Origin of the sequence: Streptomyces sp. ISL-100, from assembly GCF_018614615.1 — a bacterium.
Taxonomy (GTDB): Bacteria; Actinomycetota; Actinomycetes; order Streptomycetales; family Streptomycetaceae; genus Streptomyces.
In genome coordinates, this window is the sequence record NZ_JAGGOK010000018.1 from 23,465 (window position 1) to 48,721 (window position 25,257).

Below are 25,257 nucleotides of genomic sequence, written 5' to 3' on the forward strand. Positions count from 1 at the left end.
CACCCCGGTTCAGGGGGTGCGGCCCTTTGGTGTTCAGCCGGTGACGACTAGCTGCGGATCAGCGACCGCAGCACGTACTGCAGGATGCCGCCGTTGCGGTAGTAGTCCGCCTCACCCGGGGTGTCGATGCGCAGCTTCGCGTCGAACTCGACGCTCTCGCCGCCGGCCTTGACGGCCTTGACCTTCAGGGTGTCCGGGATGCCGCCGTCGTTCAGGCCGGTGACGCCGGTGATCTCGAAGGTCTCCTCGCCGGTCAGACCCAGCGCGAGCGCCGAGCCGCCCTCCGGGTACTGGAGCGGAAGGACGCCCATGCCGATCAGGTTCGAGCGGTGGATGCGCTCGTACGACTCGGCGATGACGGCCTTGACGCCGAGCAGCGCGGTGCCCTTGGCCGCCCAGTCGCGGGACGAGCCCGAGCCGTACTCCTTGCCCGCCAGGATGACCAGCGGGATGCCGGCTGCCTGGTAGTTCTGCGAGGCGTCGTAGATGTACGACACCGGCGCGTCGGGCTGCGTGAAGTCGCGGGTGAAGCCGCCCTCCGTACCCGGCGCGATCTGGTTGCGCAGGCGGATGTTGGCGAACGTGCCGCGGATCATGACCTCGTGGTTACCACGGCGGGAGCCGTAGGAGTTGAAGTCACGGCGCTCGACGCCGTGCTCCGTGAGGTACTTGCCGGCCGGAGTGTCGGCCTTGATGGCGCCGGCCGGGGAGATGTGGTCGGTGGTGACCGAGTCGCCCAGCTTGGCAAGCACGCGCGCACCGGCGATGTCCTCGACCGGGGTCGTCTCCATCGTCATGCCCTCGAAGTACGGGGGCTTCCTGACGTACGTCGACTCGCTGTCCCACTCGAAGGTGTTGCCGGTGGGAATCTCCAGCGCCTGCCACTGCGCGTCGCCCGCGAAGACGTCGGCGTAGGACTTGTTGAACATGTCCTCGCCGATGGAGTTGGCGACGACGTCGTTGACCTCGGCCTCGGTGGGCCAGATGTCGGCGAGGTAGACCGGCTTGCCCTCGGTGTCGATGCCGAGCGCGTCCTTGGTGATGTCCACCTTCATGGAGCCCGCGAGGGCGTACGCGACGACCAGCGGCGGGGAGGCCAGGTAGTTCATCTTGACGTCGGGGTTGATGCGGCCCTCGAAGTTACGGTTGCCCGAGAGGACGGACGTAACGGCGAGGTCGTTGTCGTTGACGGCCTTCGAGACCTCCTCGGGCAGCGGGCCCGAGTTGCCGATGCAGGTGGTGCAGCCGTAGCCGACGAGGTTGAAGCCGACCTTGTCGAGGTAGGGGGTCAGCCCCGCCTTGTCGAAGTAGTCGGTGACGACCTTCGAGCCCGGGGCGAGTGTGGTCTTGACCCACGGCTTGCGGGTCAGGCCCTTCTCGACCGCCTTCTTGGCCACCAGCGCGGCGGCGACCATGACGTACGGGTTCGAGGTGTTGGTGCAGGAGGTGATGGCCGCGACCGTCACGGCGCCGTGGTCGATCTCGTACGTCGAACCGTCGGCGGCGGTGACCAGGGTCGGCCGGGTCGGTACGCCGTCGTGCCCGGCCGGGGCGTCGGAGGCCGGGAAGGACTCCTTGCCCGACTCCTCGTCGTCGCTGACGTAGTTCCGTACATCCTGCGCGAACTGCTGGGCGGCGTTGGCGAGGACGATACGGTCCTGCGGACGCTTCGGGCCGGCGATCGACGGGACGACCGTCGACAGGTCCAGCTCCAGCTTCTCGGAGAAGTCGGGCTCGGCGGCCGGGTCGAGCCAGAGGCCCTGCTCCTTGGCGTACGCCTCGACGAGCGCGACCTGCTGCGCGTCGCGGCCGGTCAGGCGCAGGTACTTCAGGGTCTCGTCGTCGATCGGGAAGATCGCGGCGGTGGAGCCGAACTCCGGCGACATGTTGCCGATGGTGGCGCGGTTGGCGAGGCTCGTCGCCGCCACACCCTCGCCGTAGAACTCGACGAACTTGCCGACGACGCCGTGCTTGCGCAGCATCTCGGTGATCGTGAGGACCAGGTCGGTGGCGGTGGTGCCGGCCGGCAGCTCGCCGGTCAGCTTGAAGCCGACGACGCGCGGGATGAGCATGGAGACCGGCTGGCCGAGCATCGCGGCCTCGGCCTCGATGCCGCCGACGCCCCAGCCGAGTACACCAAGACCATTCACCATGGTGGTGTGCGAGTCGGTGCCGACGAGGGTGTCGGGGTAGGCCTGGCCGTTACGGACCATGACCGTGCGGGCCAGGTGCTCGATGTTGACCTGGTGGACGATGCCGGTGCCCGGCGGGACGACCTTGAACTCGTCGAAGGCGGTCTGGCCCCAGCGCAGGAACTGGTAGCGCTCCTTGTTGCGGCCGTACTCCAGCTCGACGTTCTGCTGGAAGGCGCCGGCCGTACCGAACTTGTCGGCGATGACGGAGTGGTCGATGACCAGCTCGGCCGGGGCCAGCGGGTTGATCTTCGCCGGGTCGCCGCCGAGCTCCTTGACGGCCTCACGCATGGTGGCGAGGTCGACGACACAGGGCACGCCGGTGAAGTCCTGCATGATCACGCGGGCGGGCGTGAACTGGATTTCCTGGCTGGGCTGCGCCTGGGAGTCCCAGCCGCCGATCGCCCGGATGTGGTCGGCGGTGATGTTCGCGCCGTCCTCGGTGCGGAGGAGGTTCTCCAGCAGCACCTTCAGGCTGTAAGGGAGGCGAGCGGAGCCCTCGACCTTGTCCAGCTTGAAGATCTCGTACGACTCGTCGCCCACGCGCAGCGTGCTGCGGGCGTCGAAGCTGTTCGCCGACACGACAGTCTCCTTCTTCAATGTGCGCGTTTCTTACCGCATCCTGCCGCCACGACCCCCTGGCCATCCGCTAAGGTAAGACTTAGTTAGGTCACCCTTACCGGTCGGCGGCTGCGGTACGCCTTCGGCAGATATCTCGATGTCGAGATAACTCTAGTACATGGCCGCAACCCGGTCATGCCCGGACCGCCCTCAGCACGCAGCGGGCACTCGACAGAGGGACGGGCCGGCATGTGCCCCGGTTGCCCGTCCCTGCCCGTCGCCGGCCCTCTTACCGGCGCTCACCCCCGGGGAGCGTGTCCCTGAGGTGCTGCGCCTGGGCCCTGATGTCCCGCCGGACCGAGGGGTTGTGTGTCCTCTCGCCGAGGATGGACACCATGTCGTCCACGGTTTGCCGGGCCTGCTCGATGCGGCCCGCCCTGGCCTCCATGCGGGCGCGGCGCTTCATCACCCAGCCCAGGGTGATGTTGTCGACGCCTCGGTTCTCCAGTGAGGCGTTCACGACCTTGTTCAGCTGGTCGATGCTCTCCTGGGAGGCGGCTTCCTTGATGAACGGTTTCTTGTCCGCCGGCAGGTACTTGAAGTCCCGGGAGGCGTTCGCCCCCTTGGCCAGCGCCGGGTAGACGGCGAGGGGGTGGTCCGGGTACTGGGCGAGCACTTCCTCCAGCGCGTCCTGCCCGGGGGTGAGCGATTCGCTGTGGGAGCCGAGGAGGTAGAAGAGCATGCCCTGGTCGTCGCCCATCATCAGCTCGGCGACGTTCTCGTCCTCGTCGGTGTGGGGCGAACGGACGGTCACGTGGTGGACCTGGGAGAGCACCCGCGAACCGTCCGAGGCGACGTACTGGGCCCGCAGCTGATACCGGCCGGGCTGCTGGAAGTACAGGCCGTCCTTGCCGTAGCCGATGTACGTGCTCTTGTAGATCGCCGGCCGTTCACTGTCGAGCCGGACCTCGGCGGCGTCGTCCACACAGCGCGTCAGCGGTGGCCGGTAGGTCTTGATATCGCCGGAGGGAGTGCAGATGGCGATGGTGACGAAGCCCTCCTCGGGGTGCAGCCGCCCGTGCGTGGTGCGTCCGTTCAGGTCGGTGGTGGACAGCTTGAGTTCGACGACGACCGGCTGCCCGAACAGGAAGGTGCTCGGCGAGCGAAGCTCCAGGGCGAGGCCGGAGTTGTTCACCAGCGGATCGCCGAACAGGGCTGCGTCGGTCTCGGCGGCGCCCACGCCGAAGGGGTTCCCTCCCATGGCCACATCGCGATAGAAGCCGTGCCTGAGGTGGAGAAGCTCGTTGTCGGTGAACTGGAACGGGAAGGCCGCCCAGTAGGCGGGCGCTCCACCCGGCGCCGGAGGCGGGGGCTGGTACCGCTGCGCGTAGTTCATCCACGAGAGGTCTCCCAGACCACCGTTGGGGCCCAGCGGTTGCGGAGGACTGGCGGAGTTCTTCAGCCAGGAGTGGTGCAGATTGAAGGCGTGGCCGAGTTCATGGACGTAGGTGCGCAGCTGCGCCCGCTGACTGGCGGGGTCGGATCCCTTGATGGCGTTGTGGAAGACCGCACAGCCCTGCCGCTGGAAGGATCCCCCGAAATCGAACATGATCCCTCGGGTGTCGTCGTCCACGTAAGCGGTGGCCATCAGCGTCCACACCCGCCACAGGGCGGCGTCCTTCCAGAGGCTGAAGTGGTTGACCATCGCGTTGTGCAGCTCGGACGGGTCCCACCTCGCGTCGGGGCCGGCCCCGTGGAAGGGGATGACGTTGGGAGCGCCGGCCACCTGCATCTCGATGCCTGCCTCCTCGAACGCCTTCGGCACGGTGAGGGTGCGCGGGGGGCTCGACGGCGGCTGAGGCAGGGAGCCGGTGTCGTAAGAGATGAAGGGGACGGTCCCGGCGACGGAGTCCTGTTCGAGTTGGACACTGCGGAAGTGCGGTGAGACGAACGAACAGAGGTACGTCGCACTGGGCGCCGCTCCCGGCCCTGCTGAGAACTGAACGGTGGCGATGCCCGGCGTGGGCGGGAAGCCCGTCCCGCGGGGAATGGTCACCCGCATGTGCCGCGAGCCGATGGGGAAGCTGAACCTTCCCTGCCCTTCCAGCTTCACCGCGCCGGGCTCCTGCGTGATCGTCGGGGCCTCGACGACGAAGGACCCGGCATAGCTGGAGGTGGCTCCGCTGCTCTGGAAGAAGTCGCCGCTCACGCGCATCGCCGGCCGGAGGCCGTCCACGTCGACACGGAGTTCCAGCTGGGTTCCGGCGCCGGCACTGCGGTAGCGGCCGCGCACCAGGCGCTTCACCGGATGCGCCGTCGCCCTGAGCGCGGCGTGCGCCTCCAGTTGCGCCACCCTCGCCTGAAGCTGGACAGCCTGTTCACCGCCTTCCAGCTCTGCGGCGGCGGTCTTTTCCCGGAGTTCCGCCATCTCCTGCCGCGCCGCCAGGTCCTCGAGCTCGATCTCCTGTGATGCCTGAGCCTCGCCGTTGAGCGCCGTTGGGTCGGTGATCATCGTCATGCGGTACGTGCTCCTTCTGCTTGGGCTTCTTTGGCTTCTTGGGCCACGACCCCTGGGAAGGAAGCGAGACGGGGCTCGATCTGCCGGCCGACTTCCTCAGCCCACCACAGCGATGCGGAACCTTCGCGTCACATGCGCCCGTCCAGGTGGCACATGGGGCGCCGAGGGCCTGAAGCGGCGTCACGACCCTGCGCACCCTTTTCGGTTCAACTACAACATTTCACCCGACACGCCCATATCGGCCGCCACATCCACCCCACGCGAGGCGTCATCTCATATCTGAGATAACCTGCCGCTATGGCAGACGACTACCTCGTACGTATCGGCAAGCTCATCCGTGACGCCCGTCAGCACCGGGGCTGGACACAGACGCAGCTCGCCGAAGCGCTGGGCACCAGCCAGAGTGCCGTGAACCGCATCGAGCGCGGGAACCAGAACATCAGCCTTGAGATGATCGCGCGCATCGGCGAGGCTCTCGACAGTGAAATCGTCTCCCTGGGGTACGCGGGACCGATGCATCTGCGAGTGGTCGGCGGACGGCGTCTTTCCGGCTCGATCGACGTGAAGACGAGCAAGAACGCGTGTGTGGCGCTGCTTTGCGCCTCATTGCTCAACAAGGGCCGCACCGTGCTGAGGCGTGTCGCGCGCATCGAGGAGGTCTACCGCCTGCTGGAAGTGCTCAACTCGATCGGCGTACGCACCCGTTGGATCAACGACGGGAAGGACCTGGAGATCGTCCCGCCCGCGCAGCTCGACATGGACTCCATGGACGCGGAGGCGGCGCGCCGGACGCGGAGCATCATCATGTTCCTCGGCCCGCTGCTGCACCGCCTGGACCGCTTCAGGCTCCCGTACGCGGGCGGCTGCGACCTCGGCACGCGCACCATCGAGCCGCACATGATCGCGCTGCGCCGCTTCGGTCTGGACATCACCGCGACCGAGGGCATTTACCACGCGGTGGTGGAGCCTTCGACCGGGCCGAGCCGTCCGATCGTACTGACCGAGCGCGGCGACACGGTGACCGAGAACGCGCTGCTCGCCGCTGCCCGCCACGACGGCGTGAGCGTCATCCGCAACGCCTCGTCCAACTACATGGTCCAGGACCTGTGCTTCTTCCTGGAGGCGCTGGGCGTACGGGTCGACGGCGTCGGTACGACGACGCTGACCGTGCACGGCGTACCGAACATCGACGTGGACGTCGACTACTCGCCGTCCGAGGACCCGGTCGAGGCGATGAGCCTGCTCGCGGCCGCTGTCGTGACGGGTTCCGAACTGACGATCCGGCGGGTCCCGATCGAGTTCCTGGAGATCGAGCTCGCGGTGCTGGAGGAGATGGGCCTCGACCACGACCGCACGGGCGAGTACGAGGCCGACAACGGGCGTACCCGGCTGGTGGACCTGACCGTACGGCCCTCGAAGCTCGAGGCGCCGATCGACAAGATCCACCCGATGCCGTTCCCCGGCCTCAACATCGACAATGTGCCGTTCTTCGCGGCGATCGCGGCGGTCGCCGTGGGCCAGACCCTGATCCACGACTGGGTCTACGACAACCGCGCGATCTACCTGACGGACCTCAACCGCCTCGGCGGCCGCCTCCAGCTCCTGGACCCGCACCGGGTACTGGTGGAGGGCCCGACCCGGTGGCGCGCCGCCGAGATGATGTGCCCGCCGGCGCTGCGGCCCGCGGTGGTCGTCCTGCTGGCGATGATGGCGGCCGAAGGCACGTCCGTACTCCGCAACGTCTACGTCATCAACCGGGGTTACGAGGACCTGGCGGAGCGCCTCAACTCGGTGGGCGCGCAGATCGAAATCTTCCGCGACATCTGAACGACGAATGCCGCCGCACCCTGCCTGACCAGCAAGAACGCGGGTCAAGAGGGGGTGCGGCGGCACCCGTGGGACTTCTCTGGGACTTTGCGCCTGAGCCGGGGCCCCTGCGGCCCGCTGTCCGGGCCCCACGCCGTCCGGGCCGAGGCTACGCGAAGATCGCGTCGATGGCGGCGGTGCCCCGTGCGCCCGCGCGGGGCAGGAAGTGGGAATACTTCCGCAGGGTGAACCCGGGGTCGGAGTGGCCCAGCCAGCGTGCCAGGGAGACGACAGATTCGCCGGCCTCCAGTTCCTCGGAGGCGTAGAAGTGTCGCAGGGCATGGAAGCCGTGTTCCCGGGACGGCTCCCACACTCGGGACCCACGCGGGGTGCTTTCCTGCAGCAGAGCGATCACGCCCGCTCCGGCCAGGGCCGGCTTCCAGACATAGGAATTGAAGAAGTTCCGGTTGATCGCCTTCCGCTCGCGTCCTGTCACCAAGAGGCTGTACGTCCTCGGCCGCCGGTGTTTGGCTTCCACAGGCGTCTCAGGGGGACGCGGGTCATCCCAGGGCAGCGTGACCGGCACTGGCGCGAAGAGCTCCATATGCCGCTGAATGGCCCGGGCCACGCTTGAAGGCAGAGGGACGTCTCGGACCTTGCGGCCCTTGGGGAGCGCAAAGCACAGCTTCGCCCGTACCATCTTGACCTGGCGCCGGACATGGACGACTTCCTTGGCGAAGTCGATGTCCTCCACGCTCAATCCGAGTGCCTCTCCTTGTCGGAGGCCCAGGCCCGCTCCGATCTCGACGAGAACCCGGTAGCGTTCCGGCATTGCCGCGCGTACGGCCAGCACGCGCTCGGGAGCCCACGCCTCAACTCTGCCGGGTGCGGCGGCCGGCGGACCGACCGTGCTGGAGCGGCACGGATTGCGTGCGAGTCGGCGGTCCTCGACGGCGGCCTGGAGGACGCTGGACAGCGTCGCCCAGACGAGGCGGATCGAGGTCGGCCCGAGGTCCTTCTCGAGCCGCTTCTTCCAGTTGCGCAGCGTTTCCGTGCCGACGCCGTTCAGCGGCTGGGATCCGAGATGCGGAAGAATGTGTCGGCGCACCCTCTGCTCGATGCGCTCGATCGTGGACGGGTCCCCGCTCTGGGTGGGCCACCAGTGCGTCTCGATGTAGTCCTTGAGGGAGATGGCCCCGTCTCGTGGATCGACGAACTCTCCTCGACGCGCGTCGGTCTGAGCTTGGGCGAGCCAGGTCTTGGCGTCCTGGAGGGCATCGAACGAGCGGTCTTTGACACCGGGGATGCCCTTGACGCGGTAGCGGGTGCACTTGCCGTACATGGCCGTGCGTTCGCGCTTGCCGGTCTTCGGGTTGGGGCGCTTCTTCAGCCATCGGTCTTCTATGTAGCCGGCCAGGTCGAACTCCTTGACGAAGGGGATGGAGACGGCGCTCTACGACGCCTGGAGCGTCAGGCGCTGGGGAAGCGGGTGGACCGCTCCTGGGGACGGGCGTCCAGCGGGTTCAGAGCCATGTTGGACCGCGAGTCGGCCTGCTCCTGCTCACGGACCCAGGCGTCGAGGGCTTCCAGCCGGTACATGACGCGGCCGCGTGGACCCATGCGGAAGCTCGGAGGTCCCTGCCGCCGGTGGCGCCAGACGTAGAGGGTGTGCGGTGAGAGGCCGAGATACTCGGCGGCGTCCTTCACGGTCAAGAACGCCGTGCGTGCGGCACTCGCGGGAGTTGGAGCGGCGGAAGGAACAAGTAGCGGTTGTGCAGGCATGGGAGGTTCTCTGTGGGGGGTGCGAAAGGGAGCGGGACCGGGTGGGCGGAGAACCGGTTCTCCGCCCACCCATGGCTTGTGATGAAGCAGCAGGAGATTTCGCGGACAAGCCGTAGCGCGGCGCCGCGCTACGGGCGGCGCGCAGCGGCCATTGGCTCGCTCCGCAAGGCAGAAAGGCGGAAAGCGGCTTCGAGGCGGTCCCAGGGGATCTCAGCCGGCGTCGGCTTCCGGAGACAATGCGCGAAGCGTTCGGCGAGCCGAGGGACGCTCACGCCGGCGCACTCAGCCACCGTAACGATATGCGCTGCGGTCTGGTCGCCATTCCGCAGCCATGCCGCGATGCACGCGTCACGCAGAGCGGAGACGTTCCTGCCAAGCGGCGAGTCGATTTCGTTTGCTTCCAGCAACGCCGCCCGCGCCTGCCTCCAGACCTCCCGGTAGACCGAGCCGGTCAGCGGTCGCCCGTCGTCGAGGACGAATATCGCGTCATCGTGGCCGAGATCGCGCCGGGTGACCTCAGTCTTCAAGATTGCCACCAACTCCGGGCATGCGGGAACACGCCGCACATCACCCGCACCGTCGGCTCCCTCCACGTGGCCCTCCTGCCCCTGAGGGTGGATCAGCAGGACGCCATTGCCCTCGTCAGGAAGTTCCGCGTCTCGGACGCGCAGCGCCAGTGCTTCCGTCGGCCTCAGCGCCGCGAGAGCGATGGACGCCAGGAAGGCCCTCAGCACGAGTCCGCTCTGGGGCTGTTCGGCAACCCAGTCCAGCATCGAAAAACACTGCCGATCGTCCAGAAGAAACGTTCCATCGCCAGTAACTGCGGTCATGAGCAAGGTCCTTTGGATAAGGCGTTGGGGTGGGCACAGCAGTCGGCTCGCCGCGCGCAGCAACCGAACATCTCCAATGGTCTGGAGAATCGCCGGTTTTGCTAACCGGCGATCGTCGGCTATGTTGCGCCCGCCTACGCGCTCCGGCATCCAGGTGCCTGCGGGAATAGCAGGACGTCACCGCGCTTCTCTAGACCGCTCTAGGTTTGCTTGCTTCGCCGCGCTATTCCAGTCCGTTGCGCACCCAATGTGTCTGCCGTCGGCGAATCAGCACGCCCCCAGCGTTACAGAGGAGCGCCCTTACCAGCGCACGCTCGGGCTGCCGGTGCCAAAGAACAGAGCAGGCGCCTTCTAAGCGCTTGGCCTATTCAAGGCCGGCCAACCATGCCCCAACAGCAGCCCACGACCATTCCGCTGTAACCCGTAGAGAAATTGGCCATGCCGCCAAGCGGCTCCGCTTGAAAGAACAGTCCGAACGAGGATTTCAAGCGGGCTTGTCGGCGCTCACTTGGCGAGAGAATCGGGCGGATCGAGACCACCAAGAAACGCTGGCGCTTCTCCTCCACCGCCCTCGACCACTTCCTGGCCATGCTCCCCGCCTTCGTGTCCCTCGACAGCATCCAATTCACCGACGGCACCTGGTACTCGGCTTCCAGCGCGATCCGTGCTCCACGCCTTCCGGCACCGACATCACCCATCACGGCAGCTGGCACGCCTACCTCGGCGCCACCGCACCCTGACCATCGACGCCCTATTCCCCGCGCCGTCCACCTCCCCTTATCCTCACGTCCACGCCAGGGGAGGGGGACCAGTGGCTACGGAGGCGACGAGCTGGCAGAAGGAGCAAGTGAGTCGGGCCTACGATCACGTGCTGGCCACCCAGGGTGGTTACACCATCTGCGATTGGAACGTCGACAAGGACGGCGTCGATGTCACCCTGCGTCAACGCGGGCTGATGGTCGACGTACAGCTGAAGTGCACGCAGAGCCCGCGCGTCGTCCGAGGGGGCTACAGCTTCGACCTCGACATCGAGACGTACGACAAGCTCCGTGACCCCGACCGTTCCGCCCCCGGCCACCTCGCCTTACTGATCGTGCCCCCGGACATAGGTCGATGGGTGACCCACCACGCCGAGTCGATCATCCTGGCCTGTCACGGTTACTGGGCCTCTCTGCACGGCGCGGGCAAGGCGCGCAGCAAGGGCACCACAGCGATCAGTCTTCCCGAACACCAGCCCCTCACCGCCAAGTCAATGGGGGCCATGTTCGAAACGGCGCGTCAGCTGCTCAACCACGCCGACCCGGGGGTGAACTGACGTGGTGCACCCAGAGCCGGACTTCGGTCCCGAAGAGATCCGCAGCTACCTCAAGGTCACCGGCTGGACCCCAATCTCCGGTGGCGCCGTCGCCGAACTGTGGCGCCTGCCTGGTCCCGCTGACGAGGTCGTCCTGGTCCCCAGGAAGCCGGGCGCCCCGGACTTCACCAAACGGGCCCAGATCCTGCTCGGGGACCTGTCTCGCGTCGAGTCACGCGACATCCGCACGGTCCAGGACGCGGTCGCCACCGTGTTCAACGACGTCACCGACCTCCAAGCCTCCCACCCCACCTTGAGCGACGGGTCCATCCCTCTGGAGTCCGGCTACGAGCTCTTCATCTCCGCAAAGCGCCTGCGCGTGGCCTCCGCCGCGGCGACCATCCGCCGCCAGGCCACTTCCGCAACTTCCCGACACGGGCGAGGGAACAGGCCCGGGACGTCCGCCTCGGACAGACCCGGCGCGGCTCGTACATCGTGCCCATCATCAGCCAGGCCCGCGCCCCCGAGGACGTCTACTCCCCCGGCCAGGACCGGATCGACGTGGGAGTGGACGACACCGGCATCCCCGTCCGCGTCTAGGGGTCCCTCACCAGCCCGCCGGGCGGCCAGGCCACGATGGAGGTGGACGACTTCGGGCCCGACCCCTCCTTGATGGCTACTGTCCTGGACACACCGACGGATATCGGAACTCCACAGCGCCGAGACGAGTGAATGCATGCTTCCGGTCGACGGCCACAACCACCTGCGCTGAAGCATCGACCGAGACCGCTGTGGCGACCAGTACCAGAGCCGGAGCACCAACAGAGGACCGCTCGGGCTCGCGCGTCACCGGCCGCCGTGTCGTTCGGGTGCGTAAGGACTCCAGCCCTTCAGATACGGCTGGAGTTCATCCGGTGTCGGATCACGCGGAGTCGGCATGTCCTGAGGATGCCGCAGGGGGGCGATGCCCCGCATGTACTCGCGTGCCCACTCCAGCCAACGTCGGGCTGATTCCACGGCCTGCTCGTCCAAGTCCCCGCCCAGCTCAGCAAGACGAGGTTCCAGGGCATCGCAGTACTCGCCGATCACGACAGCCTCCCGCCAGCGCCCGGCCCCCTCGCGCAGCACCTCGGCGAGTTGCTCCCGGACAGCGCGTTCCTTCGCCTCCTCCACGGCCGCCCGCCAGCGGACCTCACGCTTTTCTCTTGCGCGCTCCTCGCTCTCCCTGCGCCGAGCGTCCTCCACCGCTCGCGCCTCGATCTCCCCGAGAATCACGCCCAGGGTCTGCTCAAGCGTCCGGCCCTTCCGATCCCGCCAGCGGCCCGGCCGACTGGTCAGACCATGGGCAACCTCTATGACGAGACGCGCGGAGCGCTCCGGATTCGTGGACTGCGGAAACTCCTGCCTGAAGGTGACGGCATACGCGAAGCCGTCGACAACGACGTCCACTCCGCCCTCGCGCCAGGAGTAGGACGAGACTTTCCGCACCTCGTACCCTCGCCACACCGCCTCGGCGGCCAGTCCCTGCAGCATCAGGAGCGACCTACGGCGCAGCACAGGCGGCATAACCAACGGCCCCTCGTCGTCCCTGAGCGCAGCTACAACCGGATGAAGGGATGCCAGCCGCGAGGGGACCGGGACCACCGGCACGCCCGTCTTCGGCCGCTGGCTCCGCGAATTGGGATGTGGGCCCTCCGTGAGGAAGAACTCCAGCCCACGCCCACCGTACTGAACCTTCTCGATGCGCTTGCCTTCCGGTTCAAGGCCATGCCGCTTCGCGTAATTGACGACGCGCCGCCATTCCGCGACTTCGTCGTCATCAGGATCAGCAAACCGGACATGCCCCTCGGAGGTGAGCCGCTCGACCAGCTCCCGCGCCTTCGCCCGCCGCGCACGGGCGACGGGCCGCTCACTGTACGGTGCCGGAGACCCGGAGGGCACCGACGGCTCACCGCCGTCGGCCAACGCCGGGTCGTCGGGATGATGACCATGCCGAAGATAGAACCGGCCGGCCTCGGTGACCTCCACACGGGCAGCACCGCCACCCTTGTCCACCATCAGAAGCCCACGGTCATGCAGGGCATACGCCGAGCGCCAATCCCCCGGCGCCCAGGCTCCAGGTTCTTCACCGGCCGCGAGCCGCTCGAGAAGCGCGCGCTGCCGTTCGTTCAGGGCGGACCACCGATGCACGAGCATCAGCCCACACCGTGGCCCCTCACTCTGCAACCCAAAGCCACCTGACACTCCATCAGAACGAGCGTCAAATGAGCGTCACGAGCGTCATTTCAGCGTCAAGATATCGCCCGTAACGCCCACACCGCACATAATGCGCACGCGCAAAACCGCAGGTCAGGAGCCCTTAGCGGCCGGTTCGAGGATCGCCACGCACTCCACATGGTGCGTCATCGGAAACGGGTTGAGCGTCCCGCTACACGGGCCCCTGCAGCATGTCGATCGGCGGGAAGAGCAGACCCGTGGTGACTGCCTGACGCCCAAATTGCGGCCAAAGCCAACAGCTGGCGTGGACGGAGGCGCTCTGCGAGAAGTCTGTACCAGCGCGCATCTTGTCAGCCGCAGTCACCACAAGCGTCCGCCCCTGAACCGCCGAATACGACCGCGCCGACGGTCAGCCATGCTCGCTTCATGCTCAGCGGTCCAAAGGCAAGCGACTTGCGCTGCTCGAATGCCTTACCCCGCGTGTGAGTTCACTTGCGGCGCACCTCTCACAGAGGCCGACGGACTGAGCGCGGTGCACGTACGCAGCGAAAACCAAGTCGTACCCTCGGAAGGGGAGTCGTCGCGCAGGGTCTTCGCCGCCTCCGTGCGGCACGCGTCACCGCCTGAACGTCGAGCCCTCAGCCGTGATGCAGATCTTGGGTGGGCAGACCGGTGAATGAGGGGTACGACCTCGTACCGGGCCATGGTGCGACCGGGCCCCGCCGACCCGAAAGGGTGGCGGGAGCCTGGTGCGCCACACCGCAACCGCAGGGGCGTGGGGCTCAGCCAGTAGCTGCTGCCGCCTGCTTCACTGCCGCTGCCGCTCCGGCCGTGCGCGGTTCGAGCAGCCGTTGGGCCAGGACGCCGAAGACGATCCCGAAGACCGCCCACAGCACGACCTGGATCGCCAGGGAAGCGACCCTGAACTCCCACAACAGGGCTGCGGGGAAACCGGCCTTGACCGCGTCGTCGTTCGCGGGCAGGAACACGAATGCGACAGCCAGCACGGCGATGAAGCCCACCCCGGCGACCAGCGTCGCGTTCCAATTGCCCAGACGCGGCGCCAATCGACGCCCAACGATGACCGCGGCGACCCCGAGCAGCACACTGAGCAGAACCATCAGGAAGAACAGCGTCGTGCGCTTCCCGATCGTGTCCGGGTTTCCGACTGCCGGCGGCGTGGCCGGGTACTTCAGGAACGGCACCAGGTAGACGGTGATGAAGGCAGCAGCCGCCGTGAACGCGGCGGTTGCCCGCGGGCTGAACCGACCCAGACGGCCCAGTGCGAAGGAGAACGTCAGGGACGCGATGCCGCCCAGCGCGACCCCGTACACCAGAACGCCAGTGGCCAGACCGGCGGTCGACTGCACCGAGCGGCTGACCAGCTCCTCTTCCTCGGCGGCTTCCGCGGACGCGGCGCCGTGCCCGGCGTGAGTCTCCTGAGCGGCCTGGGCCTCCTCCACCGCGATGGAGCCGTCCACGGGCGGCTCACCGACCGTGTAGGCGACGGCGAAGGCGAACAGTCCTGCGATCAGGCCCGCGAGCATGCCGCGGACCAGCAGACCTCTGACAGTTGAGGCATACATGTGCTCGGTCGCCTCTCAGTGGCAGGGGAAGCCGAGCAGATGGCGTCCGTCGTGGACCCATTCGTGCACCTCGGCACCGGCGAAGACGGAGGTGGCTCCTTGTTCGGCGCCGACGAAGTACAGGGCGATCAGTGCCAGGAGGCCGACGAACACCGCCCAGGGCAGGACCGCGCGCACGGGCAGCGAAGTCGGCACAGGAACGGAATGGGTGGAAACAGCAGCGGAGACGACAGCCTCGGCCATGGTGGAACCTCCTCGGGGAACACGCGTCCCATACGGTGGTGCAGGACGACGGTCCACGGGTCTGACTCACCGCGGCTGCACCCCTTCGGGATGCCGCTACGGCTTACAGTGGCGCGACCGTGCCGGATTCGCACCGGACTTCCGTCTCGCCGTCGTCGCGTTCTGTTGAAATATCGCCGTGACGGTACCGCGCGCCCGACATCCCGCCAAGGGCGTGAGTCCCACATCACTCCCGCACGCCCCCCATCGATAGGGTGCGCCGTGACAACTTCCGCCCATGAGCGCACCGGAGGGGCCGATGACAGTACGGGTGACGCTGGTCTCACCCGCGATGAGCAAAGCGCTGAGCGACGTCCGGTTCGATGACGACAGCTCTCTGGCCCCGGCCGGGCTCGCACGCGCCGAGGCCGCCGCCGGCGCACTCCCCCCGGCCCTTCACGTCTATACGTCGCCGTCTCAGCGCTGCCGCCAAACCGCCCAGGCCCTCGGGCTGAACGCCGAACCGCTGGCCGGCCTCGCCGCCTGCGACATGGGCCGTTGGCGGGGACAGACCTTGGACGCCGTCGCGGCCGCCGAGGCAGAAGCCGTCGCCCTCTGGCTCGACGACCCGACCGCCGCGCCCCATGGCGGCGAGGCATTGCGGGACGTACGCATCCGGGTCGGCGCATGGCTCGACACCGTGCAACACAGCCTGACGGGACGCATTGTGGCCGTCGCCGAACCGGACGTCGTCCGCGCCGCCGTGCTCCACGCCCTTTCCGCTCCCGACCAGGCAGTTTGGCGCTTGGACGTCCGCCCGCTCACGGCCACGGAACTCAGCGGCCGCGCCCAGCGGTGGAATCTCCTCAATGGCTATGCTCTGCGGCCACGGAACGGCGAGGTCTCCTCCCACCGCTGACGTCACGGTCGCGCACCCGTACATGCGTGAGGCTCTCCTTTCCGGGGCCGATGTGCCAGGCTTCACCGCCCGTCGCTGCCGAAAGCCTCCAGGATCCGTTCTGCCGCGAGCGTGGCGGTCAGCTCACCGTCACGGACCTGCTGCTCGAGGTCGGGGGCGAGGGCTCGTACCGAGGGGTGGGCGCGCAGGCGGCCGAGAAGCTCGTCGTGGACCATGGCCCAGGCCCAGTCGACCTGCTGGCCGCGGCGCTTGGCGGCGAGTCGGCCGCCCGCGTCCAGGAGTGCCCGGTGCTGCTCCAGGCGGTCCCAGACCGTGTCGAGCCCCGAGGACTCACGGGCGCTGCAGCTGAGCACCGGCGGGGTCCACGCCGCGTCCGCCGGGTGCATGAGGCGCAGAGCGCCGGCGAGTTCACGGGCGGCAGCCAGGGCGTCACGCTCGTGCGGGCCGTCGGCCTTGTTGACGGCGATGACGTCGGCCAGTTCCAGGACGCCCTTCTTGATGCCCTGGAGCTGGTCACCGGTCCGGGCCAGAGTGAGCAGCAGGAAGGAGTCGACCATGTTCGCGACCGTGGTCTCGGACTGGCCGACGCCGACGGTCTCCACCAGCACCACGTCGTAGCCCGCCGCCTCCATCACCACCATCGACTCGCGGGTGGCCTTGGCGACTCCGCCCAGGGTGCCCGCGCTCGGTGACGGCCGCACGAAGGCGGCGGGGTCGACAGCAAGGCGCTCCATCCTGGTCTTGTCGCCGAGGATGGAGCCGCCGGTGCGGGTGGAGGACGGGTCGACGGCGAGCACCGCCACCTGGTGGCCGACTCCGGTGAGCAGGGTGCCGAAGGCGTCGATGAACGTCGACTTGCCCACGCCGGGCACACCGCTGATGCCGATTCGCCGGGCGTTGCCGGTGTGTGGCAGAAGCTCCGTCAGCAGGCGTTGCGCCAGCGCCCGGTGGTCGGGACGGGTGGACTCGACGAGCGTGATCGCGCGGGCGATGAAGGCCCGTTTCCCGTCGAGTACGCCCTTGACGTAGCTGTCGAGATCGATGGGCATCCGCGGCTACAGCTCGTCGTGGCCGAGTGCCGCGCCGAGCCGCGTCACCAGGTCGTACGCCGCGTCAGGGATCACTGTGCCGGGCGGGAAGACCGCCGACGCGCCCATCTCCAGGAGGGTGGGCACGTCCTGTGGCGGGATCACACCGCCGACGACGATCATGATGTCCTCCCGGCCTTCGGCGGCCAGTTCCTCGCGGAGCGCTGGTACGAGGGTGAGGTGTCCGGCGGCGAGCGACGACACTCCGACGATGTGGACGTCCGCCTCGACGGCTTGGCGGGCCACCTCCGCCGGGGTCTGGAACAGCGGGCCGACGTCGACGTCGAAGCCAAGGTCGGCGAAGGCGGTGGCGATGACCTTCTGGCCGCGGTCGTGCCCGTCTTGGCCCATCTTGGCGACGAGGATGCGCGGGCGCCGGCCCTCCGCCTCCTCGAAGCGGTCGACCAGGGTGCGGGTGCGTTCCACGGAAGGGGACTCTCCTGCCTCGTTGCGGTAGACACCGGCGATGGTACGGATCTGGCCCGCGTGCCGCCCGTACACCTTCTCCAGGGCGTCGGAGATCTCGCCGACGGTGGCCTTCGCGCGGGCGGCGTTCACCGCGAGCGCCAGCAGGTTGCTCTCCAGGCCGGGCCCGGAGTCCCGTCCGGCGGCCTCGGTGAGTGCGCGCAGCGAGTCCTGGCAGGCCGTCTCGTCCCGTTCCTCGCGCAGGCGTCGCAGCTTGGCGATCTGCTGGGCGCGTACGGAGGAGTTGTCGACCTTGAGGACATCGATCTGTTCGTCGGTCTCGACGCGGTACTTGTTGACGCCGATGACCGGCTGACGGCCGGAGTCGATCCGGGCCTGGGTACGGGCCGCGGCCTCCTCCACGCGCAGCTTCGGGATACCGGCGTCGATGGCCTGCGCCATCCCGCCGGCCGCCTCGACCTCCTGGATGTGCTGCCAGGCGCGGCGGGCCAGGTCGTAGGTGAGGCGCTCGACGTACGCGCTGCCGCCCCAGGGGTCGATGACGCGGCAGGTGCCCGACTCCTGCTGGAGCAACAGCTGGGTGTTGCGGGCGATCCGGGCGGAGAAGTCGGTCGGCAGCGCCAGAGCCTCGTCGAGGGCGTTGGTGTGCAGCGACTGGGTGTGGCCCTGGGTCGCGGCCATGGCCTCGACGCAGGTCCTAGTCACGTTGTTGAAGACGTCCTGCGCGGTCAGGGACCAGCCGGAGGTCTGCGAATGCGTGCGCAATGAAAGCGACTTGGCGTTCTGCGGGTCGAACTGCTTGACCAGCTTGGCCCACAGCAGCCGGGCCGCGCGCATCTTGGCGATCTCCATGAAGAAGTTCATGCCGATCGCCCAGAAGAAGGACAGCCGCGGCGCGAAGGCGTCGACGTCCAGTCCGGCGTCCCGCCCGGCGCGGAGGTACTCCACTCCGTCGGCGAGGGTGTAGGCCAGCTCCAGGTCGGCCGTGGCTCCCGCTTCCTGGATGTGGTAACCGGAGATGGAGATGGAGTTGTAGCGCGGCATCTTCTGCGAGGTGTATGCGAAGATGTCGGAGATGATCCGCATCGAGGGCTTGGGCGGATAGATGTAGGTGTTGCGGACCATGAACTCCTTGAGGATGTCGTTCTGGATGGTCCCGGCCAGTTTCTCGGGCGGTACGCCCTGCTCCTCGGCCGCCACGATGTACAGCGCCAGCACCGGCAGCACGGCACCGTTCATCGTCATCGACACGGTCATCCGGTCCAGCGGGATGCCGTCGAAGAGCTGGCGCATGTCGTAGATGGAGTCGATGGCGACGCCCGCCATGCCGACGTCGCCGGTGACGCGCGGGTGGTCGCTGTCGTAACCGCGGTGGGTGGGCAGGTCGAAGGCGACCGACAGGCCCTTCTGGCCGGCGGCGAGGTTGCGCCGGTAGAAGGCGTTGGACTCCTCGGCGGTGGAGAAGCCCGCGTACTGCCGGATGGTCCACGGCTGGTTGACGTACATCGTCGGGTAGGGCCCGCGAAGGTACGGCGCCACGCCGGGGTACGTCTCCAGGAAGTCCAGGCCCTCCACGTCACGGCCGGTGTAGAGCGGCTTGACGGCGATGCCCTCCGGGGTCTCCCAGAGCAAGTCGTCGACGCTGCTGCCCGTCGTCTCCTTCACCGCCGCGCGCCACTGCTCCTCCGTCGCCTCGGGGAGCGGGCCGGTGCCCAGGGACACCTGTGAGAAGTCAGGAATCTGCATTACGCCGCCACTCCCATGCGGTCCAGGACGGAGGACAGGACGGCCACTGCGTCGCATCCCGCGAAGATGTACTCGTCGATTCCGGGGTGTTCGGCGGGACGGCCCGCGAGGAACACCTGCTGGGCGCCGGCCGTCTTCAGTGCCTCGGCGACCGCCCCGGCCTGCTCCGCGTAGAGCGCGTCGCTGGAGCACAGGCAGGCGGCGGTCGCCCCGCTGCGCGCGAACGCGGCAGCGGCCGTGGCGGCGTCCACCGAAACGGGGTCGTGCACCGGTTCAACCCCACCGGCCTGGAAGAGGTTCGAGGCGAAGGCGACTCGAGCAGTGTGCGCCGAGGCGGGGCCGAGGGCGGCGAGGAAGACGCGCGGCCGGGAGCCGGTGGCGGCCCGATGGGCGTCCGAGCGGGCGCGCAGCACCTCATATGCCTCGTCGCGGCGGACGCGCGGCAGACCACCGGCGCTCCGCAGGGGCGCCGGTTTCGGCACGCGCTCGACTGGTTTCTCGCCCAGGTTCGGGAACTCACTGACTCCGGTAATGGGTTCACGGCGCTTGGCGAGTGCGCGCTTGCGCGCCTCCCAGGTGGCGGCGATCCGGTCACCGACGAGGCCGGAGTCCAGGGCGGCTGCCTGGCCACCCGCCTGCTCCAGTTCCTGGAAGAACGCCCAGGCGGACGCGGCGAGTTCGCCCGTCAGCCGCTCCACGTACCAGGAGCCGCCCGCAGGATCGGCGACCCTGCCCAAATGCGACTCCTCCAACAGGATCGAGGAGGTGTTCCGCGCGATCCGGCGGGCGAAGGCGTCCGGCAGGCCCAGCTCGTGGTCGAAGGGCAGCACCGTCACGGCGTCGGCCCCGCCGACACCCGCACCCATCGTGGCGATCGTCGTCCGCAGCATGTTCACGTACGGGTCCCGGCGGGTCATCATCACCGGCGAGGTCACCGCGTGCTGCCTCTGCGCCCCCGCGTCCCCGGAGCCTGCCCCGCACACATCCGCGACCCTGGCCCACAGGCGGCGGGCCGCCCGCAGCTTGGCGATGGTCAGGAACTGGTCGGCGGTCGCCGCGTACCGGAACTCCAGCTGCCGGCAAGCAGCCTCGACCGGGAGCCGAGCTGCGGTGAGGTGCCGCAGGTACGCCACTGCGGTGGCCAGCGAGCAGCCCAGCTCCTGCGCGGCCGAGGCTCCGGCCTCGTGGTAGGGCAGGGCGTCCACGGTGAGCGCCCGCAGCCCCGGGTACTCCTCATGACACCGCCGCGCCAGCTCCACGGCGTCGTCCGGGTTCGTCGGCTCCCCCGTGCGGGCCGAGTGCCCGATCGGGTCCGCACCGAGGTTGCCCCGTGCCACGTCGGGGGCGACGCCTCGCTCCTCGTACAGCCGCAGCAACTCCGTTGCTGCCGAGCCGGATTCGTTGCCTGCGTCGAGCACCACCGGGGCCAGATCCAGGTAGACGCCCTCCAGGGCTTGGGCCAGACCGGTCACGGGCACTCCGCTGCCGCCCACGGAGAGCCACAGCGACGTGACTCCGTTCTCGAGGTCTGCGAGCACCGCCTCGTTGGCCGGCCCGGGTTCCGCGATCTCATGCCGCTGACGTACGTCCCAGCCTCCCACCGGCCGGCCACCGCGCACATACGGCGCGAAGCCCGGGTACCCGGTCTCGGGCACGGCGTCGCGCGCGTCGTACAGGGGGCGGGCGACGAGCCCGTCGTCCAGCGCCGTAGCCAGCGACTCCTCAGCAGCCGCGCCGGACACGTCCTTGCCCGACTTGCGCAGCACGCCCTCGACGAGGCGCTGCCACTGCTCGTGGGTGGCGTCCGGGAACTCGGCAGCGAGCGAAAGCCCGTCATCAGGGAGAACCGTCATGCTCGGATGCTAGGACAGGCATACGGATGAGCAGCAGAGGCTACGGCTGTGACCTTGCCCTCCCCCGGCCGCTGCTTCAGTCCGCCTTCACCCCCTCACAAAGGCAGGATGCTCAGGCGCCAGCAGGACGACAGGCCGAGCCTTGTGCCTCGGCGGCGCATACTCCGTCTGTATCCAGCCACGGCACCGGAAGAAGTTCAGCGTCGGAGCATCCGCCGCGGCCGCCACCACCCAGGCCCGGTCGTCGAGTGCGGGCAGCGTAAGCACGTCGAGCAACCGGGTGCCGATACCTCGCCCCCGGGCAACCGGGGCAACGACCAGATCAGTTATCCGCAAGGCTCCCGCGAACCACTCCTGGAATCGCTCCTCGTCCAGCGCTTCGGGGAATGTGACCGCCCACGGACTCGGGGGATACAGGTCGGGCGTTCGCACGGTCGTCCCGAAGCCGCAGAGCAGGCTTCCTACTCGTGCGGTAACGGCCAGAAACCCCGGCATCAGGGCGTCTCGGGCAAGCCGCTCCCGGAACAACAGCTCCCGCTCTTCGTCCACCATTGACGAACGCTCCCGGAAGTCCTGCAGATGAAGATGAACCAGGTCATCGACGACCGTCAGCGCCGACTCTCCCGGATAGACCGTCGTCCCCGACTCCACAAACCCCACGCACCTCTCCGGCCTCTCGCTGTCCCCCGGCCCGTGCGCGAGACTCTCCCACCGGACATCGCGGCGTCAAGCGGTCGAAGGCGCGGGCAGCGGGACCGGCCAGCGCTCTTTTCCGACCGCGACGATGCACTGTGACGTGTGATCCAAAAGCGCGGCTTGCTGGCAGGAAATGCGGCCAGATGGCGGTCAGTTCGTTGGAGGCCCCAGCGTCCCGCATGCATCGCTTCTCACTGGTCGACCTCGGGCTCCCGGCGGTTCGGAAGGCAAGAGGACCTCTCGTCGGAGGGAGTCCCGGTCCGCAGGCCGGCTACGGAGCGGGCATGACGCGCCTTGAGTTGCAAGGTGGCAAGCAGGGGCTCAAGGAGTCCGACGTCTCGGCTTGCTTCTGATGAGCCCTCGGTCACGACACACTGCTCAGCCTGCCACGCGAAGCCGAGCTCTTCGACGGAATCCGCCAAGTCGATGAGTGCTGCGCGTAAGGCCCGTAAGCGAGCACTTTGTCCACCCAGCTGTCGCCGACTGGCTGACAGGCGTTCAAAGTCATGTGCGGTCAGCACGACCATGGGCTGGCCGTCAATCAGTACGTGCCGTGGGTCTGCCTTCGTCACCTGTTGTCTCCCTTCGGCAAGTTGGGAACCGATCCAAGCACACGGAGCCCCGTGCGCACGGCTCTCACCGACGCCGGCGTCAGGTGGGCCGGGTTGCCGGCATCGATGCCTACGACGACGTGACACGTGCCGGAGCTGATGAGGTGGAGGCCGTTGTACGCGGGGCCGGACTGGCACACCCGTGCCCGTCCGGCCCCGCGTGTGATCAGGAGGCGTGACTGGGGAGCTCTCCCCGGATCGCGCGGGCGGCGGCGACGAGGTTCTCCAGCGAGGCCGCGGTCTCGGGCCAGCCGCGGGTCTTCAAGCCGCAGTCGGGATTGACCCAGAGCCGTTCTGCGGGGATGGCCTCAAGTCCCTTGCGGAGCAGCGCGGCTGCTTCGTCGGCGCTCGGGACACGCGGAGAGTGGATGTCGTAGACGCCGGGGCCGACTTCGCGGGGATAGCCGACGGTGGCGAGTTCGCGCGCGACCTGCATGTGGGAGCGGGCGGCTTCCAGACTGATGACGTCGGCGTCGAGGTCGTCGATGGCCTGGAGGATGTCGCCGAACTCGGCGTAGCACATGTGGGTGTGGATCTGCGTGTCCGGCCGCACCCCGCTGGTGGCCAGGCGGAATGCCTCGGTCGCCCAGGTCAGATAGTCCGCGCGGTCTGCGGCACGAAGCGGGAGGGTCTCGCGCAGCGCCGGCTCGTCCACCTGGATGACAGAGGTGCCTGCGGCCTCGAGGTCGGTCACCTCGTCCCGCAGGGCGAGGGCGACCTGGCGTGCGGTCTCGGCGAGCGGCTGGTCGTCGCGTACGAACGACCAGGCGAGCATGGTGACCGGGCCGGTGAGCATGCCCTTGACCGGGCGGTCGGTGAGCGACTGGGCGTAGCGGGTCCACCGGACGGTCATCGGCTCGGGGCGGGAGATGTCACCGGCAAGGATCGGCGGGCGGACGTAACGGGTGCCGTAGGACTGGACCCAGCCGTGCTGGGTGGCGAGGTAGCCGGTGAGTTGTTCGGCGAAGTACTGCACCATGTCGTTGCGTTCGGGTTCACCGTGCACCAGAACGTCGATGCCGGCCTTCTCCTGGAAGGAGATGACCTCACGGATCTCAGCCTCGATGCGTGCCTCGTAGCCCGTGGCGTCCATCCGGCCCGCGCGCAGGTCGGCGCGGGCGGCGCGCAGTTCGGTGGTCTGCGGGAACGAACCGATGGTCGTCGTGGGCAGCAGTGGCAGGCGGAGATGCGTCCGCTGGGCGGCGGCACGTTCCGGGTAGGGCTGGGAGCGGCGGTTGTCCGCGTCGGTGACCGCGGCTGCCCGGGTGCGTACGGCAGGGGCTTGGGTGATCGCCGAGCCCGCGCGCGAGGCGAGGTCGGCACGGTTCGCGGCGAGTTCGGCAGCGATGGTCTCCGTGCCCTGGGCCAGACCGCGCGCAAGGGTGACGACTTCGGTGGCCTTCTGACGGGCGAAGGCCAGCCAGCGGGCGATCTGCGGATCGATGTCTCGCTCGGCGGTGGCGTCGAGCGGGGCGTGCAGCAGAGAGCAGGAGGCGGAGACGTCGACCCGGCCGGCGAGGCCGAGCAGGGTGCCGAGGGTGGACAGGGACTTCTCGAAGTCATTGATCCAGACGTTACGGCCGTTGACGACCCCCGCGACGAGTCGCTTGCCCGGCAGGCCGCCGACGGCGGCGAGGTCGTCGAGGTTCCCGGCGGCGGGCCCCGTGAAGTCGAGCACGAGACCGTCCACCGGGGCCTTGGCCAGGACGGGCAGGGCTTCGCCGAGGCGGTCGAAGTACGACGCGACGAGCAGCTTGGGCCGGTCGGTGAGAGCGCCGAGATCCCGGTAGACGCGGGCGGCGGCGTTCAGTTCGGCCGGGGTGCGGTCCTGGACGAGCGCGGGCTCGTCCAGCTGCACCCACTCAGCACCGGCGGCGCGCAGGTCGGCGAGCACCTCGGCGTATACCGGCAGCAGCCGGTCCAGCAGGGTCAGGGGATCGAAGTCGGTGGTGACGCCGGGGGCGGGCTTGGCCAGCAGGAGGTAGGTGACCGGGCCGACCAGCACAGGGCGAGCGGTGTGGCCGAGCTCGAGAGCTTCCTTCAGCTCGGCGACCTGCTTGGTCGAATCCGCGGTGAAGACGCTGTCCGGGCCGAGCTCCGGCACCAGGTAGTGGTAGTTGGTGTCGAACCACTTGGTCATCTCCAGCGGCGCCACGTCCTGGGTGCCGCGGGCCATCGCGAAGTAGCCGCCGAGCGCATCCGCCTCGACGGCGGCACGATAGCGGGCAGGAATCGCCCCGACCATCACACTGGTGTCCAGGACATGGTCGTAATACGAGAAGTCGCCGGTGGGCACCTCGTGGATGCCGGCGTCGGCCAACTGCCGCCAGCTGGCCCGGCGCAGGTTGGTGGCGGTCTCCCGGAGGGCGTCAGCAGTGACGCGGCCCTTCCAGTATCCCTCGATGGCCTTCTTCAGTTCCCGGTTCTGGCCCTGGCGGGGGTAGCCGTACACGGTTGCCTGTGCTGCCGCGGCTGCGGACTTGCTTGTCACGGAACTCTCCTTCGCGAGCTTGTCTCTGACTGACCCCGGGACGGGTCGAGAGCGCGAAGGGATTGGCAACCAGGCGAACAGCACCGACGCGGAGCGTGTGCATTCGCCTGATATGTACGCCGACCCGCCCTCGGGGTCACCGGGATCTCCGCACACGATTGATCGCGCGCGGGCAACGGGCAGGTCTTCGGACTCGCGGGCACGTCTGCCGGTTTCCCGGCGGACACCTACTGGCCGTCGCTTCCCAGACCCGGCCGGGCCCAGTGCGTATGACGGCGGTCGTTCCCGCTCACCGCTGCGGGGCAGTCCCGGATTCTCACCGGGTTCCCTCTTACGACGCGCCTGCCTGGAGGACAGGGCGAACCAGCTGCAGCAGCCAGCGTAGGCGGTGCCCCGTCTCGCGGACGTCGCTGTTCACA

General features: G+C 68.4%; 16 protein-coding genes and 2 riboswitches. Of the genes, 3 read left to right on the plus strand and 13 right to left on the minus strand.

Annotation, left to right across the window (positions count from 1 at the left end):
- Window positions 1–47: 47 nt before the first annotated feature.
- On the minus strand, window positions 48–2,774 hold the full coding sequence (gene acnA / locus J7E89_RS09350) for an aconitate hydratase AcnA (protein ID WP_214970973.1): 2,727 nt from the start codon (window positions 2,772–2,774) through the stop codon (window positions 48–50).
- Window positions 2,775–3,042: 268 nt separating this feature from the next.
- Window positions 3,043–5,271: a hypothetical protein gene (locus J7E89_RS09355; protein ID WP_214970976.1), complete on the minus strand. Its 2,229-nt coding sequence runs from the start codon at window positions 5,269–5,271 to the stop codon at window positions 3,043–3,045.
- Window positions 5,272–5,568: 297 nt separating this feature from the next.
- Between J7E89_RS09355 and J7E89_RS09360 the strand changes: the two genes are divergently transcribed.
- Window positions 5,569–7,098, plus strand: coding sequence for a UDP-N-acetylglucosamine 1-carboxyvinyltransferase (locus J7E89_RS09360; RefSeq protein ID WP_214970979.1), 1,530 nt, complete (start codon window positions 5,569–5,571; stop codon window positions 7,096–7,098).
- A gap of 148 nt (window positions 7,099–7,246) precedes the next feature.
- On the opposite strand, the gene J7E89_RS09365 is transcribed toward J7E89_RS09360, so the two are convergent.
- The 3 genes from J7E89_RS09365 to J7E89_RS09375 all read right to left on the minus strand — a co-directional run bounded on the left by J7E89_RS09365 (window position 7,247) and on the right by J7E89_RS09375 (window position 9,689).
- A complete protein-coding gene (locus tag J7E89_RS09365; protein WP_308315406.1) occupies window positions 7,247–8,419 on the minus strand; it encodes a tyrosine-type recombinase/integrase in 1,173 nt (390 codons plus the stop codon).
- A gap of 128 nt (window positions 8,420–8,547) precedes the next feature.
- Window positions 8,548–8,784, minus strand: coding sequence for a helix-turn-helix domain-containing protein (locus J7E89_RS09370; RefSeq protein WP_308315411.1), 237 nt, complete (start codon window positions 8,782–8,784; stop codon window positions 8,548–8,550).
- Window positions 8,785–8,987: 203 nt separating this feature from the next.
- On the minus strand, window positions 8,988–9,689 hold the full coding sequence (locus J7E89_RS09375; RefSeq protein ID WP_214970985.1) for a hypothetical protein: 702 nt from the start codon (window positions 9,687–9,689) through the stop codon (window positions 8,988–8,990).
- An 847-nt stretch (window positions 9,690–10,536) separates the two neighbouring features.
- Here J7E89_RS09375 and J7E89_RS42010 point away from each other — a divergent pair.
- A complete protein-coding gene (locus J7E89_RS42010) occupies window positions 10,537–11,004 on the plus strand; it encodes a DUF4365 domain-containing protein (RefSeq protein WP_308315407.1) in 468 nt (155 codons plus the stop codon).
- Between the two features lie 825 nt (window positions 11,005–11,829).
- On the opposite strand, the gene J7E89_RS09390 is transcribed toward J7E89_RS42010, so the two are convergent.
- From J7E89_RS09390 to J7E89_RS09400, 3 genes are all read right to left on the minus strand, one after another.
- Entirely contained in the window at window positions 11,830–13,179 is a 1,350-nt protein-coding gene (locus J7E89_RS09390; protein WP_251060321.1) for a hypothetical protein, read from the minus strand.
- An 803-nt stretch (window positions 13,180–13,982) separates the two neighbouring features.
- A complete protein-coding gene (locus J7E89_RS09395; RefSeq protein WP_214970992.1) occupies window positions 13,983–14,786 on the minus strand; it encodes a CbtA family protein in 804 nt (267 codons plus the stop codon).
- A gap of 15 nt (window positions 14,787–14,801) precedes the next feature.
- Window positions 14,802–15,029 (minus strand): CbtB-domain containing protein, encoded by a 228-nt coding sequence (locus J7E89_RS09400; RefSeq protein WP_214970996.1) that lies wholly within the window; start codon window positions 15,027–15,029, stop codon window positions 14,802–14,804.
- Between the two features lie 59 nt (window positions 15,030–15,088).
- Window positions 15,089–15,172: riboswitch (cobalamin riboswitch) on the minus strand.
- A 155-nt stretch (window positions 15,173–15,327) separates the two neighbouring features.
- On the opposite strand from J7E89_RS09400, the gene J7E89_RS09405 reads away from it, so the two are divergent.
- Window positions 15,328–15,927, plus strand: a complete 600-nt coding sequence (locus tag J7E89_RS09405; protein ID WP_214971073.1) for a histidine phosphatase family protein — start codon at window positions 15,328–15,330, stop codon at window positions 15,925–15,927.
- A 62-nt stretch (window positions 15,928–15,989) separates the two neighbouring features.
- On the opposite strand, the gene meaB is transcribed toward J7E89_RS09405, so the two are convergent.
- From meaB to metE, 5 genes are all read right to left on the minus strand, one after another.
- Window positions 15,990–16,976 (minus strand): methylmalonyl Co-A mutase-associated GTPase MeaB, encoded by a 987-nt coding sequence (gene meaB / locus J7E89_RS09410; protein ID WP_214970997.1) that lies wholly within the window; start codon window positions 16,974–16,976, stop codon window positions 15,990–15,992.
- A gap of 6 nt (window positions 16,977–16,982) precedes the next feature.
- Window positions 16,983–19,187, minus strand: coding sequence for a methylmalonyl-CoA mutase (scpA, locus tag J7E89_RS09415; RefSeq protein WP_214970999.1), 2,205 nt, complete (start codon window positions 19,185–19,187; stop codon window positions 16,983–16,985).
- Entirely contained in the window at window positions 19,187–21,040 is a 1,854-nt protein-coding gene (locus J7E89_RS09420) for a methylmalonyl-CoA mutase family protein (protein ID WP_214971001.1), read from the minus strand. The genes scpA and J7E89_RS09420 overlap by 1 nt, the downstream gene beginning before the upstream one ends.
- 87 nt (window positions 21,041–21,127) lie before the next feature.
- Window positions 21,128–21,700, minus strand: a complete 573-nt coding sequence (locus tag J7E89_RS09425; protein ID WP_214971004.1) for a GNAT family N-acetyltransferase — start codon at window positions 21,698–21,700, stop codon at window positions 21,128–21,130.
- 813 nt (window positions 21,701–22,513) lie between these two features.
- Window positions 22,514–24,838: a 5-methyltetrahydropteroyltriglutamate--homocysteine S-methyltransferase gene (metE, locus tag J7E89_RS09430; RefSeq protein ID WP_214971007.1), complete on the minus strand. Its 2,325-nt coding sequence runs from the start codon at window positions 24,836–24,838 to the stop codon at window positions 22,514–22,516.
- Window positions 24,839–24,998: 160 nt separating this feature from the next.
- Window positions 24,999–25,221: riboswitch (cobalamin riboswitch) on the minus strand.
- Window positions 25,222–25,257: the final 36 nt, after the last annotated feature.